The sequence below is a fragment of the Pararhizobium sp. A13 genome, from assembly GCF_040126305.1.
Lineage (GTDB): Bacteria > Pseudomonadota > Alphaproteobacteria > Rhizobiales > Rhizobiaceae > Pararhizobium.
In genome coordinates this window covers 1,470,046-1,489,168 of sequence record NZ_CP149511.1, presented here as the reverse complement: position 1 = coordinate 1,489,168, position 19,123 = coordinate 1,470,046, and the positions used below count along the sequence as shown (strand labels likewise).

Genomic DNA, 19,123 nt, shown 5'->3' with positions numbered 1-19,123 from the left:
GTCGATCCAGTTGGCACCCTGGGAGGTCGAGCATGATATTCGTTTTTGGCGCGCATCGGCGAAAGGCGAGGCTAGCGGCAGGGTGTCAGGGGCAGGGCGCCGTGCTTTCGCGGATCACCAGCTCGACCGGCAGGATCGTCTCGATGTCGATGTCATCCGCCGTCTCGCCGTTCAGGAGCCGCAGCAGGATTTCGGCGGCGGCGCGTCCGGCGCAATGCTGTTGGATCCGGACCGTCGTCAGCTTCGGCCGGATCAGGTCGAGGAAGGGCATGTCGTTGAAGCCGGTGACGGAAACCTGGCGCGGGCAGTCGATGCCGCGTTCGCGCAGGGCCTCAATGGCGCCCAGCGCCAGGCGGTCGTTGGCGCACAGCACGGCGGTGAAGGTCTTGCCGGAGGCGAGCAGTTCGCCCAAGCAACGGGCACCCTCCTGCTCGTCGAAACGGGTGGCTACGACGATAAGGTCATCATCGATCTCGGCATCAAGGTCGTGTGCAGCCCGACGAAACGCGGCGAGCCGCAACTGCCCGGTGGAGAGATCCTGCGGACCGGCGATATGCCCGATACTGGTATGACCGAGCTCACGAAGATGCCGCAGCATCAGGCAGATGCCGGCGTCTTCGTCGTTGATGACATAGGGGATGTCGGAAGCCTCGACCTTTCGGTTGAGCGTCACGACCGGCAATCCGTCGTGCGCCGCTTTGGCTATCGACGGGTCATTGCGCAGCACGGCGGCATGAATGATGCCGTCGACGCCGCGATCGCGCAGAACATCGAGCAGACGGATTTCGCGGTCCCTCTCGCTGTCGGTGTTGACGATGATCGAGGCATAGCCGAGCGGTTCGAGTACGCTTTCGATGCCGCGCAGGATCGGCGGGAAGATGAGGTTGGTGATGTCGGGGATCATCACGCCAACGGTCATGGTCCGGTTGGTCCTGAGCCCCGCCGCGATCCGGTTCGGGCGGTAGCCGAGGTTTTCCGCCGCAGCCTGGATTCTTTTTGCGACTTCTTCCGTGATCGTCTTGCGTTCGACAGGGTCCAATGCCCGCGACACGGTCGACACGTGAACGCCGGTCTCTCGCGCTATGTCCTTCAAGGTAATTCGTTTTTTCTGCATGTCCATCGCCTCGTGCCGTGCCACATTCTACAGCGTGCATCGAATTAAGCAATCGATTGCATAATGTTCCTTGACCATTCGAATATGAGGTGGTAGTAATTTCTGCAATCGATTGCACGATCTTGCACGGCGAGACGCTGTCTGTCGATAATTCGCGCAATCATTGCCTGAGGAGGAGCCTTAAGGGTGGATGAGGTGCGCGGAGCGGACAATTCGATTGTCCGTCGATTTTTTTGACAAGTCGTGCAATCGATTGCACCCGGAGGAGGAACATCGATGAAACTGGCGAGATTTCTAGCGACGACAGCGGCAGTGGCCTTGCTTGCAAGCGCTGTGCAGGCGGCGAACATCAAGATCGGCGCATCGCTGCCGATCACCGGCGGCCTTTCGGTCAGCGGTGAAAAACACAAGCGCGGCTACGAGCTGTGTACCAAGCTGATCAATGAGTCCGGCGGGATTCTCGGAAGGCAGGTGGAGCTGGTCGTCAGCGACAATCGCTCCGACCCGGCAACCGCGATCAACCAGTACGAACGCTTCATCAACGTTGACAAGGTCGATGCCGTCTATGGCACCTTCTCCAGTCGGCTGACCTTCCCCGTCGCTAGCATCCTTTCCAAGTACAACATGGTGCATCCGGTCCCCTCGGGCGGCGCGCTGCGCATCTATGAACAGGGCTACAAGAACCTGTTCTATTTCCAGGTGAGCGCCGCCGAATATACCGGCAAGGACGTGATCGCCGTGATGAAGGACATTGTCGCCTCCGGCCAGGCCCCGAAGACGGTTGCGGTCGTTTCCGCCGACGACTTCTTCGCCAACGCCATTTCAGCCGGTCTTCTGGGCCAAAAGGTCAAAGACCCGGCAACCGACAAGGAGATCGCCGATCTCGCGCCCGGCTACCTGGCGGACGCCGGCATCGAGGTGGTGATGCAGGAGAAGTGGCCGGAAGAAGGTTTCAACGATTGGCTGAACCTTGCCAATTCCATCAAACGCTCCGGTGCCGAGATGATCGTCGGCCTGACGGCATCTGCTGAAGAGGCCGTTCAGTTGACCCGTGCGCTGAAGACCGTCGGTGCAGCGCCGAAGCTGGTCTATCTCAGCCAGGGCGCCCAGAACGAATTCATCGAAGGAGTGGGCAAGGAAGCCGCCGATGGCGTGCTGATCCATACGACCTGGCACAAGGACGTGCCATTTGAGGGAACGCTGGCCGGCAAGCCGTTCAACAATGCGGATTTCGTCAAGGCCTTCGAAACGGCCTATGGCGTCGAGCCGGATGAGGACAGCGCTATTCCATTCGCCGTCTGCCAGGGCATCGAGCAGGCGATCACCGGAGCCAATTCGACCGACAATGCCAAGATGGGCGAATGGCTGCACGCGCGCACCAAGGACGATCCGGTGCGCACCGTTCTTGGCCGCTTCACCTGGGACGACCGCGGCCTTGCCAAGGACAAGGAGCACATCATGACCCAGTGGCAGGACGGCCAGCTGAAGTTCGTCTACCCGAAAGGCGAGTTCGAAGGCGTCGTGCCGTTCAGTTACCCGAAGGCCGGGTTCTGATCTTTTCTATTGTGGGGCCGCATCGCGGCCTCACATCCTGGCTGCCGAATGCAGACGTGATGGAAGGTAAGACGCATGCTCGAAGTGAAGAATCTCAGCAAGCATTATGGAGGCATCCGGGCCGTCGACGGCGCGACCTTCACCGTCGAGGAGGGCTCGATCACAGCCCTGATCGGCCCGAACGGCGCCGGCAAGACGACCGCCTTCAACTGTATCAGCCGCACCGTTGCGCCGACATCGGGCGAGGTCTGGCTGGACGGCCAGCGGATCGACCATCTGCGGCCGCACAAGGTGACCGCCAGGGGCCTGAGCCGCACCTTCCAGATTTCCCGTAACCTCTCCGACATGACGGTCATCGAGAACGTCATCGTCCAGTCGCGCGTCGATGGCATCGCCGGCCTGTTCAAGCCGGCGATGAGCCGGGAGGAAAAGGACAAGGCGATGTCCATCCTCGATTTCCTCGGCATCACCCGCATCGCCTATGAGGACGGCAACAACCTCTCCTACGGGCAGAAGAAGCTGATGGATTTGGCGGCACTGCTGATGTCCGACCCGAAAATCATCCTGCTCGACGAGCCGGCCGGTGGCGTCAACCCGTCGCTGCTCGAAGAGATCATCGGTCATATCCAGGCTTTGAACGCGCGCGGGCTGACGGTGCTGATCGTCGAGCATAACATGGACCTGATCATGCGGCTCTCGCATCGCGTCGTCGTAATGGCGCAGGGACGGGTGATCTGCGACGGCACGCCGGACGTGGTGCGCAAGGACCGCCAAGTGCTCGATGCCTATCTCGGCGGCGTGCTCGATCAGGAGGCGGCGTGATGACGGAGCTGCTTCAGGTCACCAATATCACCGCCGGTTACGGCGATGGCCCGGCAATCCTCGACGGCGCCCATCTGACCGTCGAGCCCGGCAAGGTCCATTGCATCATCGGCCCGAACGGTGCCGGCAAATCGACGCTGATGAAAGCCATCTGCGGCATGCTGACGATCCGCAAAGGCGATGTCGTCTTCAAGGGAAAACGCTTGAACGGCATGCGCCCGGACCAGATTCTGCGCGAAGGCATCTGTTTCGTGCCGCAGGAGCGGGCGCTGTTTCCAAAGATGACGGTGCGCGAAAACCTGCGCATGGGTGGCTTCATTCTTGACGACAAGAAGGAACTGGAACGCCGTATCGAAGGCATCCTCGAACGCTTCCCGATCCTGCGCGAGCGGGCCGACCAGCATGCCGGCACCATGTCCGGCGGCCAGCAACAGACGCTAGCGATGGCGCGCACGCTGATCATCAAGCCGGCGATCGTCATGCTCGACGAACCTTCGCTGGGGCTGGCGCCGAAGATCATCCAGGAGATGTTCGACATCATGAAGATGATGTCGGCCGAAGGCGTGACCGTTCTGCTTGTTGAGCAGAACGCGCTGATGGGCCTGAGGAATTCCGACTGGGGCGTGGTGCTCGATCTCGGGCGCACGCTGTTCGAGGGGCCTGCCGCCGACGTGCTTGGTGATCCCCGCATCCAGGAACTCTACCTCGGCGGCAAGAAGGCCGCCTGACGGAGGACATGATGGCAGATATCCTGCAAATTCTCATTCTCGGCCTCGCTCTCGGCGGCGTCATCGCGCTGATGGGGTCCGGCCTGTCGCTGGTCTTCGGCGTGATGCGCATCGTCAATCTCGCGCACCCCTCGCTGATCATCGGTGGCGCCTATGTCACCTACTGGGCCTTCAAGGTGACAGGTGTCGATCCGATCGTCATGCTGCCGGTGGCCTCCGTCATCATGGCTGCCGTCGGCGTGTTGCTCTACCGGCTGATGTTCGAGAGGGAGACCAAGAGCGCCAAATATTCCGAAATGACGGTGCTTCTGACCTTTGCCTTAGCAATGATGGTCGAAGGCCTGCTCGGCGGCCTCTTCACCAACACGCAGCGCGTCGTCTCGCCGGACTATGCGACCGATGCCTTCTTCGTCGGTGACCTTTTCATCCCGAAAGGGCAGCTCTATGCCGGCATCGTCTCGCTGACGATCATTACCGCGCTCACCCTGTTTCTCAAATATTCCCGTCTCGGCTATGCCATCCGGGCGACGACGCAGAACCGCGAGGCGGCCGAACTTCTGGGCGTCAACGTCAACTTCATCTGCATTCTCGCCTTTGCCATCGGCATCGGTCTTGCGGGTGCCGCCGGTTCGCTCGTCAGCTTCGTCTTCAGCTTCTTCCCGGCAAAACACTGGGAATGGATTGCCATGCTGATGTCGGTCGTCGTGCTCGGCGGCATGGGCAGCATTCTCGGCACGGTGGTCGCAGCGCTTATGCTCTCGGTCATCGCCGCCTTTGTCGGCACCTGGGTCGGTGCGACATGGTCGACGCTCACCTTCTTCCTCGCTCTTTTCCTCATCCTGCTGGTGCGGCCCCAGGGCCTGTTCGGCGAAAAACCGGAGATGGCATGATGGCCGTTACTCTTCAGCAATCCAGCGCCAGCGCCGTTGTCGAAGCGCGCCGTGCCCACAACGAAAAGCTCGCCCGCAAGGCCGACCAGATGAGGGCCACGTGGTTTCCGCTGGTCATCCTGGCTGCACTTGCCGCCCTGCCGCTTCTGCAGTTCACGGGCAACTACAACTACCTGCTGCATATGGTGCTGTTCACGGCGTCCTATGTGGCGATGGCATCGGGCTGGAACATCCTCGGGGGCTTTGCCGGCTATATATCGCTCGGCCACAGCGTGTTCTTCGCGATCGGCGGATATTTTTCCGGCATGATCCTGGCGCGCTACGGCATCTCGACAATCATCACCGCGCCGCTCGCCGGCCTGCTCGCCGCGGTGGTCGGCTACCTGGTCGGTATGGTGACACTCAAGGTCCGCGGCCCGAGCTTCATCATCTCGTCGATCGCGCTCCTGATGATCGCCCGTATCCTGTTTGATAATTGGGAACTCATCGGCGGTGCCAACGGCGTGACGCTGCCTGTCAACGACCTTCCCGTACAATGGGCCAAAGTTCCCTACTATTACGCCATGCTGGCAATTGCCGCCTTCACCGTCTGGGCGAGCTACAGGATCAAGCATTCGAAGTTCGGTCTTGGCCTCCGGGCAATCTCCAAGGATGAGATCAAGGCGGAAAGTGCCGGCATTGACACGCGCTTCTATAAGGTCACGGCCTTTGCGCTTTCTGCCTTTTTCGTCGGCATGGCGGGTGCTGTCTGGGGCGAATACCTCACCTATCTGCGGCCCAATATCTTCCTGGTGATCCTGGTGTCGGCCAACCTCGTGCTGATGTCGATCCTTGGCGGTAAGGGAACGGTGGCCGGGCCGGTGATCGGCGCGATCCTGATCGTGGCGCTCAACGAACTGTTCGTCGCCACCATGGGCGCCTCGGAAATCAACATCCTCGGCACCGGCATGGTGATGGCGGCGGGCCTGATGTTCTTCCCGCTCGGCCTCGTCGGAACGCTGGCGAGGAAAGGCAAACTGCCGCGCGTTCTCAACTGGGATTGATCGCGCGGACCGCCCCGCGGGGCACTGTCACAATGCTTTGGTTTGAACCTTGCCGCACGGCAGGAGGAGGAAAGTCATGCCGGAATATGTTGTTTACAATGCGCCGCAATCCACCTGCAGCCAGCGCGTGCGCTATGTGCTGCATGCCAAGGGCCGCGAGTTCAAGGAGCACAAGCTCGACCTCTTCAAGGGCGACCAGCTGAAGCCGGAATATCTGAAGATCAATCCGAACGGGCTGGTGCCGGCGCTGGTGCACAACGGCAACGCCGTCATCGATTCAGCCGTTATCATGGAATATCTCGAAGATATCCTGGGCACCATCTCGCCACTGCGACCGGAGGATCCGCTGAAGGTTGCCCGTATGCGGGCGATGATGCGCTATGTCGATGAAGTGCCGACGCCCGCCGTCCGCGTGCCGTCCTATAACCTGGCCTTCCTGCCGCACTATCAGGCGATGACGGAAGAGGAATTCCTTGCCGTCTGTGAGAGCAAGCCGCTTCGCCGCGAGTTCCTGCTGAAGATGGGCCGCACCGGCTTTCCGCAGTCGGAAATGGACGAAGCGCTCGGCCGCCTGCGGCGCGGGATAGAGCGCATGACAAGCTGGCTCCGGGAGAGCGGCGGCCCCTGGCTGATGGGCAAGGACCTGACGCTCGCCGACATCGCCATCATGCCCGTCATCGTGCGCATGGACGACATCAATCTCGGCCACCTCTGGGCGGATGCGCCGGAAATCAGCGAGTGGCTCGACCGCATTCGCACGACCGACGCTTTTGCCAAGACCTATTACCACGGTGCCCTGCTGACGGAAAAATATCCGCATCTGCAGGCTTTGAAGACCGTAGCCGCCTGAAGCGCGGGCAACGACAGGAGAAGCATCATGCAGCACGTAACAATCGAACCGAAGCTCATCAGCACCGTTGCCGACGTGACGCCGACGGTGCTGGCGGCGATGTCGCGCACCTCCGATCCGCGCCTGAAGCAGATCATGGATTCCATGGTTCGGCACCTGCACGCGTTCATCATTGAGACGCAGCCGACCGAGGAAGAATTCGAGCAGGGCCTGCGCTGGATCGCAGCCCTTGGCCATCACACCAACGAGAGCAACAACGAGGTGGTGCTCGCCGCCGATGTCGTCGGCGCCTCGACGCTGATCGACCTCATCAACAATGACGGCATGCAGGGCGAAACCATGTCGGCACTGCTCGGGCCGTTCTATCGCGGACAGGCCCCGGACTGCGCCCGCGGCGACTGCATCGCCCGATCGAAAACGCCCGGTCTGGCGCTCTATTTCAAGGGCAGGGTGACCGGTGTCGATGGCAAGCCTATCGAAGACGCCAAGCTCGATGTCTGGCAGGCGTCCCCTGTCGGTCTCTATGAAAACCAGGATACGGGCCAGGACGATTTCAACCTGCGCGGTGTTTTCCGCACCGATGCGAATGGCAGCTTCCACTTCACATCGGTAAAGCCGGCCGGCTATCCCGTGCCGGTCGATGGACCCGTCGGCGATCTCCTACAGGCCCAGCAACGCCATCCGATGCGGCCGGCGCACATCCATTTCATCGTCTCGGCGCCCGGTCACAAGACGCTGGTCACCCAGATCTTCTCGGACACGCATGATGCGCTGGCGACCGACGTCGTCTTCGGCGCCAAGACGCAGATCATCGGCGATTTCGTCGAGCATACCGAGCCGCATGGCGACTATCCGGATGCGCCACTGCCTTTCTACACCTGCGAATATCAGTTCAAGCTGGTCGAGGGCGAGCCGAGCTATCCGGTGCCGCCGATCTCGGGCAAGAAGTCGTGACGGAGCAGATGATGAACATGTCGTATGCTTTGACAGGCAAGGTCGCAGTGGTGGTCGGCGGCTCCGGGGGGATCGGCCAGGAAACCTGCCGGCTGCTGGCGGAGGCTGGCGCCCGTGTCGCGGTTGGCTATCGGTCGGCCAAGGAGAAGGCCCAAGCGCTCGTCGCGGCCCTGCCGGGTAACGGCCACGCGGCCCTGCCGGTGTCGATCGAAGACACGCCAAGCATCGAGGCGTTTCGCGATGCCGTGCTTTCCAGACTCGGCAAAGCGGATATTCTGGTGAATACGGCGGGCGTCACCCAGCCGGTCCCGCATGCCGATCTCGATGCGCTGACCGACGATCTGATCGACCAGATCTTCGTCAACAACTGGCGCGGCGTGTTTTCGACGGTCAGGGCCTTCGCGCCGGCGCTGAAAGCAAGCGGCGACGGGCTGATCGTCAACGTCTCCTCAATCGCAGCCTTCACCGGCATCGGCTCCAACATCGCCTATTGCGGCGCCAAGGCCGGGCTAGACATCATGAGCAATTCGCTGGCCCGGGCTCTGGCGCCGCAAATCCGTGTCATGGCGATCTCGCCGGGCATGGTGGATACCGATTTCGTCCCTGGTCGGGGACAGGATTTCAAGGACAAGGCCGCCGCCGCGACGCCACTGAAGAGGCTGACGACAACAACCGATGTCGCCGAAGCGATCCTCGCCTGCGCGACGCATCTCAAATTCTCGACCGGCACGCGGATCGTGGTCGATGGGGGGAGGCACCTCTGATGCAACCGAAAGTCATCATCACCTGTGCCGTCACCGGCAACCTCACCACTCGGGAAAACCATCCCGGCCTACCTGTAACGCCCGAGGAGATCGCCAACTCCTGCCTCGAGGCGGCCGACGCTGGCGCTGCGGTCGTGCACATCCATGTGCGCGACCCCGAAACGGCAAGGCCGTCGATGGAACTCAAATATTACCGCGAGGTCATCGAGCGCATCAGGGCGAAGGACAGCGCGGTGATCCTCAACGTCACGACGGGGCCGGGCGGGCGTTATCATCCGAGTGACGAAAACCCGGCTGTCGCGGGGCCACGCACGACATTGATGCGGCCGGAGCGGCGGGTGGAGCACATCGTCGCGCTGAAGCCTGATATCGCGACGCTCGACCTCAACACCATGACGTTCGGCGCCGAGGTGGTGATCAACACGCCCGGCAATGTGAAGATCATGGCCGAACTCATCAACGGCGCCGGCGTCAAGCCGGAACTGGAGGTCTTCGACACTGGTGATATTCAGCTCGCCAACGATCTGCTTAGGGCCGGGGTGCTTAAGTCGCCCGCCATGTTCACCATCGTCACCGGCGTCAAATACGGCCTTCCGGCCACACCGGACGCGATGGCGCTCGCCGCGCGGATGCTGCCGCGCGATGCGGTCTGGACCGGTTTCGGCGTCGGCCGCATGTCGTTTCCGATGGCAGCGCAGTCCTATCTGCTCGGCGGTCATGTGCGGGTCGGGCTGGAGGACAATTCCTACATCGCCAAGGGCGTGCTTGCGAAAGGCAATGGCGAACTCGTCGAGCGCGCCCGCGACATCGTCGAAAAACTGGGCGGGCAGATCGCGGGCCCGTCGGAAGCCAGAGACATCCTGCAATTGAAGGCCTGAGCGGCCCGAAGCACCTATGAAAGGACAAAGCCAATGAACATCCAGACAGAGACAAAGGCCGGCAAGGCACTGCGTGTTTCGCAGGCGTCCACCGATCTCGACAATCTGCTGATCGATCTCGTCGATGTCAGCGTCCCGCGTCCCGGCCCCGGGCAGGTGCTGGTCGAAATTGTCGCCGCGGGCGTCAATCCCAGCGACGTCAAGGCCTCCCTCGGCCATATGCCGCATGCCGTCTGGCCGCGCACTCCCGGTCGCGATTTCGGCGGGATCGTCCGTGAAGGGCCGAAGCAGATGATCGGGATGGAAGTCTGGGGCGGCGGCGGCGAGCTCGGCATCAGCCAGGACGGCAGCCATGCCAAGTGGATGGTGCTCGACCAGAAGGCGGTGCGTGAGAAGCCGGCCAACTTCACCATGGAGGAGGCGGGATCGATCGGCGTGCCCTTCATCACCGCTTACGAAGGTCTGCGGGAAGCAGGCGGCGTCCAGCCGACCGATGTCGTTCTCGTCTGCGGCGGTAATGGCAAAGTCGGCCAGGCCGCGATCCAGCTCGCGACCATGGCCGGTGCCAAGGTCTTCGCCGTCGAATACAACGACCAGCCGCTGCAAGGGCACACCAACGCGCCGGTGACGATGCTCAACAGCAGCACGGATGACGTGGCGCAGATCGTTCGCGACCAGACCGGCGGCCACGGCGCCGACATCGTCTTCAACACCGTTGGCAGTCCCTATTTCGAGATCGCCAACAAGGCGATGGCGAAACAGGCGCGGCAGATCTTCATCTCGACCTTCGACCGGGCCGTGCCTTTTGATATCTTCAACTTTTTCCGCGGCCGCCACAAATATATCGGCATCGACACGCTGGCGCTGTCTTCCGTCGACGGCGCGCGCATCTTCGATCGGCTGAAGCCGAAATTCGACGAAGGTCTTCTGAAGCCTTTCCCGATCAATCCGGCGACATGCTACAGCCTTGCCGATGCGGCCAAGGCCTATGCCTCGGTGCTACGCAGCACACCGGATCGCGTCCTGCTGAAGCCGTGAGGCGCCGACGATGCAGGTAACCCGCTACGCAGAAGCAAAACGTTACGAAGCGGCGGAGCATTACGACATGCGCTGCCTGCGCCTGCAGGGCAAGGAGGCGACGGAAACCGATACGATCTGGATCGGTCTGTCGCATCTTCTGCCTGGCGGGCGAACCTCGCTCAAGGACGCTGCCGTCGAAAAGATCTACATCGTTGTCGCCGGGGAGGTAACCGTGGAGACGCCCACGGAAACGGCGACGCTATGCTACCTCGATAGCTGTCGGCTTGCGCCCGGCGAGGCGCGGGCCCTGGTGAACTGCACCAATGATCCGGCGACGATCCTGCTCGCCATGCCTATCTAAGGCCTGTCGCGTGAAAAGGCGTTCACGCGGTTGGCTGATGTCCCTGATCACGCCTGTGGCTGTCAAAGCTGCCGGCGCCCTGGGGCAGCGCATTGCACCGCTCTCGGTACTCACAGGCTTTCCGCGATATACGGGGCTTGGACAATGACTTTTGGTGAACCGCGATTTTTCCATCTGGGTGAAAGCAAACCCTACACTGTGCGTGTCGAAATTGAGGGACCTTGAGGGGGCAACCGTCCGCTCTGATTCATCTCACCTTGCGGCAGACCTCCGCGATCGGTGCGGCATCCTCCGTCCACTTCAAAGGCAATTTGCGCCTCGAAAAACGCCAGTGCCTGATCGAGCTCCTTGTTCCCCCGCAAGATCATGAGTGGAAAATTCCAGTTCCAAATGAGGGTGAGCACGTCACAACTTCAGGTTCAGGCAAGCCAATTCGCCTATAATCACTTTCCAGTGAGGTGGTGGGCTCGAATGACCGGTAGCAATGTCAGCGTCTGGTCAGACAGGCAACGCCCGCCACCGACCGTGGATGCGCTGCAGGTTCTTGCATGGAAGGTTCCATCTTCTACAGGGCGACTGTCGGTAAATTAAATTGATTAGACAATCGGCTTACATCAAGGGCTTTCACTCATGACCTCGATCATCTCTTCCCTAAGCGCCAATCAGATCAGGTCTCTTTCAACTGCGGCAGTCGCTACCTGGACTACGGACGAGGTGGCGTCCCTTTCTACAAATCAGATCAAAGCGCTTTCTTCAGCTCAAGTCGCCGCTTTGGACACGGAGGATGTTGAAGCCCTCAGCACCCGGCAGCTAAGCGCCATTTCGCAAAGCGCCATCGTTGGTTTGACTCTGGATCAATTGGCTATTCTGGATAAATATGACGTCGAAAGTTTGGGCTCGAGTCAGGTTGCAGCACTCACCACGACGCAGATTGGAGCTTTGACGACAGATCAGGCGGAAGCCTTGATCTCCTCGCAAGTAAGCGCCCTTAGCGCGTCGCAACTTGCGGCCCTAAGCACGGATGACCTGGCAACCTTCTCAACCGCTGATATCGCGGCTATCAGCGGGAGAGGCGTATCGGGCCTGACCACCGATGTTATCGCGTCCCTTTCCACTGACCAGATTGCCGCCTTTAGCACGAGTGCGGTCGCGAACCTGACGACCGCACAGATCGGCGCCTTGTCCACCGACCAGGCTGAGGCACTATCCATCTTACAGGTGAAGTCGCTGGGCTCGCGACAGCTTGCGGCCCTGGGGACGGACGACATAGCGACATTTTCGACCGCCGATATTGCAGCGATCAGCAATAAAGCCGTATCGGGCCTGACCACGGGCGTTATGGCGGCGCTTTCCACTGAACAGATCACCGCCTTTGGCACAAGTGCTGTCGCGAGCCTGACGACCGTACAGATCGGCGCCTTGTCCACCGACCAGATCGCGGCATTTTCCGTTACACAGGTCAGGATGTTGGGTTCGACGCAAGTCGCTGCCTTGAGCACGGACAAGATTGCGGTATTGTCCACCGATCAGATTGCCGCCCTGAGCACGAAGGGCGTCGCAGGCCTGACTTCTAGTCAGATCGGTGCCTTGTCGACCGACCAGGCCGAGGCACTATCCGTCTCACAGGTGAAGTCGCTGAGCGCGCGACAGCTTGCGGCCCTGGGGACAGACGCCATAGCGACATTTTCGACCGCCGATATCGCAGCGATCAGTAATAAAGCCATAGCGGGCTTGACCACGGGCGTTATGGCGGCGCTTTCGACTGAACAGATCACTGCCTTGAGCACGAGTGCGGTCGCGAGCCTGACGACCGCACAGATCGGCGCGTTGTCCACCGACCACATCGCGGCATTTTCGGTGGCAAAGGTCAAGACGTTGAGTTCGACGCAAGTCGCTACATTGAGCACGGACAAGATTGCGGCCTTGTCCACCGATCAGGTTGCCGCCCTGAGTACGAATGGCGTCGCAGGCCTGACTTCTAGTCAGATCGGTGCCTTGTCGACCGACCAGGCCGAGGCACTATCCGTCTCACAGGTGAAATCGCTGAGCGCGCGACAGCTTGCGGCCCTGGGGACGGACGACATAGCGACATTTTCGACCGCCGATATCTCAGCGATCAGTAGTAAAGCCATAGCGGGCTTGACCACGGGCGTTATCGCCGCGCTTTCCTCCGATCACATTACTGCCTTGAGCACGAGTGCGGTCGTGAGTTTGACGACCGCACAGATCGCTGCCTTGTCGACCGGCCAGGCTGCGGCGCTATCCACCTTACAGGTGAAGTCGCTGAGCTCGACGCAGCTTGTGGCCCTGGGGGCGGACGCCATAGCGACATTTTCGACCGCCGATATTGCAGCGATCAGTAATAAAGCCATAGCAGGCTTGACCACGGATGTTATCACGTCCCTTTCCACTGACCAGATTGCTGCATTTAGCATCAGCGCGGTCGCGAGCCTGACGACCACGCAGATCAGCGCCTTGTCCACCGACCAGACTGCGGCATTTTCCGTTGCACAGATCAAGATGTTGGGCTCGACGCAAATCACTGCCTTGAGCCCGGACAATGTCGCCGTCTTGTCCACCGATCAGGTTGCCGCCCTGAGCGCGAAGGCCGTTACGAGCCTGAGCACCGATCAAATTGAATCGTTATCCACCGACCAGGTCGAAGCCTTGTCCTCTGCACAGGTTGCTGTTCTCGGTTCTACACAGCTTGCGGCCCTGGATGCGGACGATATAGCAATTTTCTCGACCGATGATATCGCGGCGATCAGCTCCAGTGCCATATCGGGATTGTCGATAGACGTCATCGCGGCCCTTTCCACCGACCAGGTTGCCGCCCTGAGCACGAAGGCCGCTAAGAGCCTGAGCACCGATCAGATTGAAGCCTTGTCCACCGACCAGGTTAAAACCTTGTCCTCTGCACAGATTGGTGTTCTCAGCTCTACACAGCTTGCGGCCCTGGATGCGGACGATATAGCAACTTTCTCGACCGATGATATCGCGGCGATCAGCTTGCGTGCCATATCGGGATTGTCGATAGACACGATAGCCGCGCTTTCGACGGATCAGATTGCCGCCCTGAGCACGACTGGCATTGCGGGTCTGAGCACCGACCAGATCGACGCCCTGAGCACTGAGCAGATCGTCGTTGTGAGCACCAAACAGATTGCAGTACTGAGTTCGACGCAAGTTGCTGCCTTGAGCACAGACAATGTTGCTGCATTGTCCTCCGACACGATCGCCGTCTTGAGCACGGCTGGCATTGCCGGACTGAGCACCGACCAGATCGACGCCCTGAGCACTAGCCAGATCGCCGTTTTGAGCACCAAGCAGGTTGCAGTGCTAAGTTCGGCGCAAGTCGCAGCCTTGGAGACAAACGATTTAGGGGCCTTCTCGACCGAGCAGATCGCCGCCCTGAGCGCGGCTGGCATTGCGGGACTGAGCACCAAACAGATTGTTGCTCTAAGCACCGCCCAGATTGAGGCCTTGACCACTGCCCAGGTCGGCGCTCTCGGCTCGACACAGGTCGCTGCCCTGGGAGCGGACGACATAGCAATTTTCTCGACCAAGGACATCGCGGCGATCAGCTTGAGTGCCATGTCGGGCCTGTCCACAGCTGTTGTAGCAGCCCTCTCGACCGACCAGATTGCCGCCCTGAGCACGGCTGGCATTGCCGGACTAAGCACCGACCAGATCGACGCCCTCAGCACCAGCCAGATCGCCGTTTTGAGCACCAAGCAGGTTGCAGTGTTGAGTTCGGCGCAGGTCGCAGCTTTGGGCACGAGCGATTTAGCGGCCTTCTCGACCAATCAGATTGCCGCCTTGGGCGCGGCTGGCATTGCGGGACTGAACACCAAACAGATCGTTGCTCTAAGCACCGACCAGGTTGAGGCCCTGACAACCGTCCAGGTCGGCGCTCTCGGCTCGACACAGATCGCTGCCCTGGAAGTGGATGACATAGCAACCTTCTCGACCAAGGACATGGCGGCGATCAGCTCGAGCGCCATGTCGGGCCTGTCCACAGCTGTTGTAGCAGCTCTCTCGACCGACCAGCTTGCCGCCTTGAGCGCGGCTGGCATTGCCGGACTGAGCACGAAGCAGATCGACGTCCTAAGCACCGAGCAGATTGAGGCCCTATCAACCAAGCAGATCAGCGTTCTCAGCTCCCAACAAATTAAAGTGCTTGATACAGACGATATAGAGGCCTTTTCGACCAAGGACATTGCGGCGATCAGCGCGGATGTCATATATGGACTGTCCACAGATGTAATAGCAGCTCTCTCGACCGACCAGATTGCCGCCCTGAGCACGGCTGGCATTGCGGGACTAAGCACCAAGCAGATCGATGCGTTGAGCACCGACCAGGTTGCGGCCTTGACCGCTGACCAGATCGGCGCTCTCAGCTCCAAACAAGTCGCTGCCTTGAGCACGAACGATGTAGCGGTACTCTCGACCGATCGGATTGCCGCCTTGAGCACGGCTGGCATTGCGGGGCTGAGCACCACAGATATCGTCACGTTGAGCTCTGTGCAGGTTGAGGCCTTGACCACTGCTCAGATCGGCGCCCTCAGTTCAAAGCAAGTCGCTGCCTTGAACACGGATGACATAGCAACTTTCTCAACCGCCGATATCGCGGCGATCAGCTCGAGTGCCGTCTCGGGATTGTCCACAGACACCCTAGCCGCCTTTTCGACGGACCAGATCCCTGCCTTGAGCACGGCAGGCATTGCAGGCCTTTCCACTGGCCAGATCAACGCGTTGAGCACCGACCAGATTGAGGCCTTGTCTACCAGGCAGGTCAGCGCTCTCACCTCCAAACAGATTGCAGCCCTGGGTACTGACGGCATAGCGGTTCTCTCGATCGACCAGATCGCGGCCCTGAGCACGGTTGGCATTGCGGGACTGAGCACTACACAGATCGTTACTTTGAACAGCGACCAGCTTGAGGCCTTGACAACTGCCCAGGTCGGCGCTCTCAGCTCGACACAGGTCGCGGTCCTGGGAACGGACGACTTCGAGGCCCTCTCTACCAACGACATCGCGGCGATCAGCGCGAGCGCTATATCGGGATTGTCGACAGACCTCATCGCCGCCCTTTCCGCTGACCAGATTGCCGCGTTGAGCACAGCCGGCATTGCGGACCTTTCCAGCGACCAGATCGATACGTTGAGCACTGACCAGATTGAGGCCTTGACCGCTGCCCAGGTCAGCGCTCTCAGCTCCAAACAAGTTGCAGCCTTGGATACCGAAGACATGGCGGCCCTCTCGACCGACCAGATTGCTGCCTTGGGCACGGCTGGCATCAAGGGCCTGAGCACCACAAATATCGTTGCTTTGAGCACTGACCAGGTTGAGGCCTTGACCGCTGCCCAGATTGCAATGCTGAGTTCGACGCAGATTGCAGCCCTGGGCACGGACGATCTGGAGACTTTCTCAACCGCCGATATCGCTGCGATCGGTTCGAGTGCCGTATCGGGATTGTCCACGGGCGCGATAGCGGCGTTTTCGGCGGATCAGATTGCCGCCTTGAGCACGGCTGGCATCGCGGGCCTTTCCACCGACCAGATCAATACGTTGAGCACCGACCAGATTGAGGCCTTGTCGACCTGGCAGTTCAGTGCTCTCAGCTCCAAACAGATTGCAACCCTGGGCACTGACAACATACCGACTCTCTCGATGGACCAGATTGCCGCCTTGAGCACGGCTGGCATCGCGGGCCTTTCCACCGGCCAGATCAATGCGTTGAGCAACGACCAGGTTGAGGCCTTGTCCACCGATCAGGTTGCTGCGCTGAGCTCGACGCAGATTGCGGCGCTCAGTACGGACGATCTGGAAACCTTCTCGACCGCCCATATCGCGGCGATCAGCTCCAGTGCCGTCTCGGGATTGTCCACGGACACGATAGCCGCCTTTTCGGCGGACCAGATTGCCGCGTTGAGCACGGCTGGCATCGCGGGCCTTTCCACCGGCCAGATCAATACGTTGAGCACCGACCAGATTGAGGCCTTGTCGACCGAGCAGGTTGCTGCGCTGAGTTGGAAGCAGATTGCTGTGCTCGGTACCGACGATCTGCAAGCCTTCTCGACCGCCCATATCGCGGCGATCAGCTCGAGTGCCGTCTCGGGGTTGTCCACAGACACGATAGCTGCCTTTTCGACGGACCAGATTGCCGCCTTGAGCACGGCAGGCATTGCAGGCCTTTCCACTGGCCAGATCCATGCGTTGAGCACCGACCAGATTGAAGCCTTGTCTACCAAGCAGGTCAGCGCTCTCAGCTCCAAACAGGTTACAGCCCTGGGTACTGACGAGGTAGCGGCTCTCTCGATCGACCAGATCGCCGCCGTGAGCCCGGCCGGCATTGCGGGCCTGAGCAGCGATCAGGTCAGTGCCTTGAGTCCCGAGCAGATCGAAGCGCTGTCCACCGGCCAGATTACCGCTTTGAGTGCGGATGCATTCGCTGGCCTAACCACGGAAGATCTGGAAACATTCTCGACCGAGGAACTTGCGGCAATCAGCTCGGATGGCATTTCCGGATTGTCCACGGACTTTGTCGCTGCGTTCTCCACTGCCGAGATTGCCGCCTTGAGCACGAAGGGCATTGCGGGCCTAAGCAGCGATCAGGTTAGCGCCTTGAGTACCGAGCAGATCGAAGCGCTTTCCACCGGCCAGATTGCCGCTTTGAGTGCGGATGGGCTCGCGGGCCTGACCACGGGGGATCTGGAAACGTTCTCAACCGACGAACTCGCGTTGATCGGCTTGGATGCCATTAAGGGACTATCCACGGATGTTATAGCGGCCCTTTCCCCTGACGAGATTGCCGGTTTGAGCAAAAGTCAGATTGGTTCGCTGGGATACAACCAGGTGGCGGCGATGAGCACTGGCCAAATTGCGGCGTTGTCCACGTCGCAGGTCAGCGCTCTGAACGCAATGCAGGCGGCAGCGCTCGGCACAGACGACATCGCCCAGTTTTCCACCGATCATATCGTCGCCTTGAGCTCGAGTGCGGTCTCGGGATTGAGCACCAGGGTCGTTGCCGCCTTGACGACGGAGCAGGCTGAGGCTCTGACATCAGCCCAAGTCAGTGCCCTGACTTCAGCGCAAATAGCGGCACTGACCACGGACGATCTGGCAACCTTCTCAACGGACGATGTTGCGTCTCTTAGCTCAACTGGTGTAGCGGGGCTGTCAACGGGAGACATCGCGAGCCTGTCCAGCAAACAACTGGACGCTTTGATAGACTCCCAGATGGCGGCTCTGAATTCGGATCAGATTGCGGCAGTCATTTCGGCTTATCTAGCAGTCTAACCCTTCTCCGCAGCCACGAAGTGCACGGCAACGGCAAAGGCCCCTTTGGTAGCGGGAGCATCTCGTGCCGTCCTTGGCGATTGTGTCGCCGCGCATATCCATCGGTCACGCGCAGTTGTCGACGTCGTGGATGAGATTGAGGAAGATCGTACCGGCTCCGGCATGGCGCCGCCAGTCGATGTCGAAAGCTCCCGGCAGTTTGCATGCCGAGCCACTGTCATCTTCCGTCCTCCTGAACTGCATAGGTCCTGACCTCGCCGGAACGACGACCGTCGCTGTCTGCGTGGTCGCCACCCCGCCGAGCGACAAGAACAGGGATACGGGAGGTCTGATCAGTTTCTTCATGATTTCCTCCCGGATTTTCAATGCCCGGTACAACGATGCCGGCTAGGACATGGTGGAACCAAATTGGTCTCGGTGTCTTTTAGGAAGGTTGAGGCCTTTCTTCCCCCAACAAAGCCTCACCAATCGACGCTTTGTTCTTCAATGCGTCGGCATCAGAACCAGCGTTCCCCCCTGGGAACGCTGGTTTTCTGTTCACGAATTTCGCATGGGATGCAGAGCCAGGATCAGGGCACCACGGAAGCCTCGAGGCGGCTGTGACATGGATGACGCCAGCGGAGGGGTGCGCAAGAGTTTGCGGCTCGGCCGGCAAGGATCACATGCCCGCCGGTCACGATGGTTTCGACAACAAGGATCACCGCGGCCACCGACATCGCCGAGCGTCAGCGATGTGTCCGCCACATTTGGCCAGAGCGCTATGCAACAAGCAACGGAGTGAGCCGAACAAGCTCAAGTGTTCGACAGCCGACGGCAACAAGCCGAGCTACGGCGCAGCGCGCT

General features: G+C 60.4%; 14 protein-coding genes. 12 read left to right on the top strand and 2 right to left on the bottom strand.

The window, feature by feature from the left end:
• Positions 1-85 precede the first annotated feature (85 nt).
• On the bottom strand, positions 86-1,114 hold the full coding sequence (locus WI754_RS28680) for a LacI family DNA-binding transcriptional regulator (RefSeq protein WP_341487350.1): 1,029 nt from the start codon (positions 1,112-1,114) through the stop codon (positions 86-88).
• Positions 1,115-1,390: 276 nt separating this feature from the next.
• Between WI754_RS28680 and WI754_RS28675 the strand changes: the two genes are divergently transcribed.
• From WI754_RS28675 to WI754_RS28620, 12 genes are all read left to right on the top strand, one after another.
• Complete coding sequence (locus WI754_RS28675; protein ID WP_341487349.1) at positions 1,391-2,668, top strand: amino acid ABC transporter substrate-binding protein; 1,278 nt, start codon at positions 1,391-1,393, stop codon at positions 2,666-2,668.
• 75 nt (positions 2,669-2,743) lie between these two features.
• Positions 2,744-3,490 carry an ABC transporter ATP-binding protein gene (locus tag WI754_RS28670; protein ID WP_341487348.1) on the top strand — a complete coding sequence of 249 codons (747 nt, stop codon included), beginning with the start codon at positions 2,744-2,746 and terminating at the stop codon, positions 3,488-3,490.
• A complete protein-coding gene (locus tag WI754_RS28665; RefSeq protein WP_341487347.1) occupies positions 3,490-4,218 on the top strand; it encodes an ABC transporter ATP-binding protein in 729 nt (242 codons plus the stop codon). Before WI754_RS28670 ends, WI754_RS28665 begins: the two co-directional genes overlap by 1 nt.
• 11 nt (positions 4,219-4,229) lie before the next feature.
• The gene (locus WI754_RS28660; RefSeq protein ID WP_341487346.1) at positions 4,230-5,108 is read left to right on the top strand and encodes a branched-chain amino acid ABC transporter permease; all 879 of its coding nucleotides are present in this window, start codon (positions 4,230-4,232) and stop codon (positions 5,106-5,108) included.
• Complete coding sequence (locus WI754_RS28655) at positions 5,108-6,151, top strand: branched-chain amino acid ABC transporter permease (protein WP_341487345.1); 1,044 nt, start codon at positions 5,108-5,110, stop codon at positions 6,149-6,151. Before WI754_RS28660 ends, WI754_RS28655 begins: the two co-directional genes overlap by 1 nt.
• Positions 6,152-6,227: 76 nt before the next feature.
• On the top strand, positions 6,228-7,001 hold the full coding sequence (locus WI754_RS28650) for a glutathione S-transferase family protein (RefSeq protein ID WP_341487344.1): 774 nt from the start codon (positions 6,228-6,230) through the stop codon (positions 6,999-7,001).
• Between the two features lie 27 nt (positions 7,002-7,028).
• Complete coding sequence (locus WI754_RS28645) at positions 7,029-7,955, top strand: dioxygenase (protein ID WP_341487343.1); 927 nt, start codon at positions 7,029-7,031, stop codon at positions 7,953-7,955.
• Between the two features lie 11 nt (positions 7,956-7,966).
• The gene (locus WI754_RS28640) at positions 7,967-8,719 is read left to right on the top strand and encodes an SDR family oxidoreductase (protein ID WP_341487342.1); all 753 of its coding nucleotides are present in this window, start codon (positions 7,967-7,969) and stop codon (positions 8,717-8,719) included.
• Positions 8,719-9,597, top strand: coding sequence for a 3-keto-5-aminohexanoate cleavage protein (locus WI754_RS28635; protein WP_341487341.1), 879 nt, complete (start codon positions 8,719-8,721; stop codon positions 9,595-9,597). Before WI754_RS28640 ends, WI754_RS28635 begins: the two co-directional genes overlap by 1 nt.
• 33 nt (positions 9,598-9,630) lie before the next feature.
• On the top strand, positions 9,631-10,635 hold the full coding sequence (locus WI754_RS28630; protein WP_341487340.1) for a zinc-binding alcohol dehydrogenase family protein: 1,005 nt from the start codon (positions 9,631-9,633) through the stop codon (positions 10,633-10,635).
• 10 nt (positions 10,636-10,645) lie between these two features.
• A complete protein-coding gene (locus WI754_RS28625; protein WP_341487339.1) occupies positions 10,646-10,978 on the top strand; it encodes a cupin domain-containing protein in 333 nt (110 codons plus the stop codon).
• A 630-nt stretch (positions 10,979-11,608) separates the two neighbouring features.
• Complete coding sequence (locus tag WI754_RS28620) at positions 11,609-18,280, top strand: hypothetical protein (protein ID WP_341487338.1); 6,672 nt, start codon at positions 11,609-11,611, stop codon at positions 18,278-18,280.
• 105 nt (positions 18,281-18,385) lie between these two features.
• Here WI754_RS28620 and WI754_RS28615 read toward each other — a convergent pair whose 3' ends face one another.
• Positions 18,386-18,625, bottom strand: a complete 240-nt coding sequence (locus tag WI754_RS28615; RefSeq protein ID WP_341487337.1) for a hypothetical protein — start codon at positions 18,623-18,625, stop codon at positions 18,386-18,388.
• Positions 18,626-19,123: the final 498 nt, after the last annotated feature.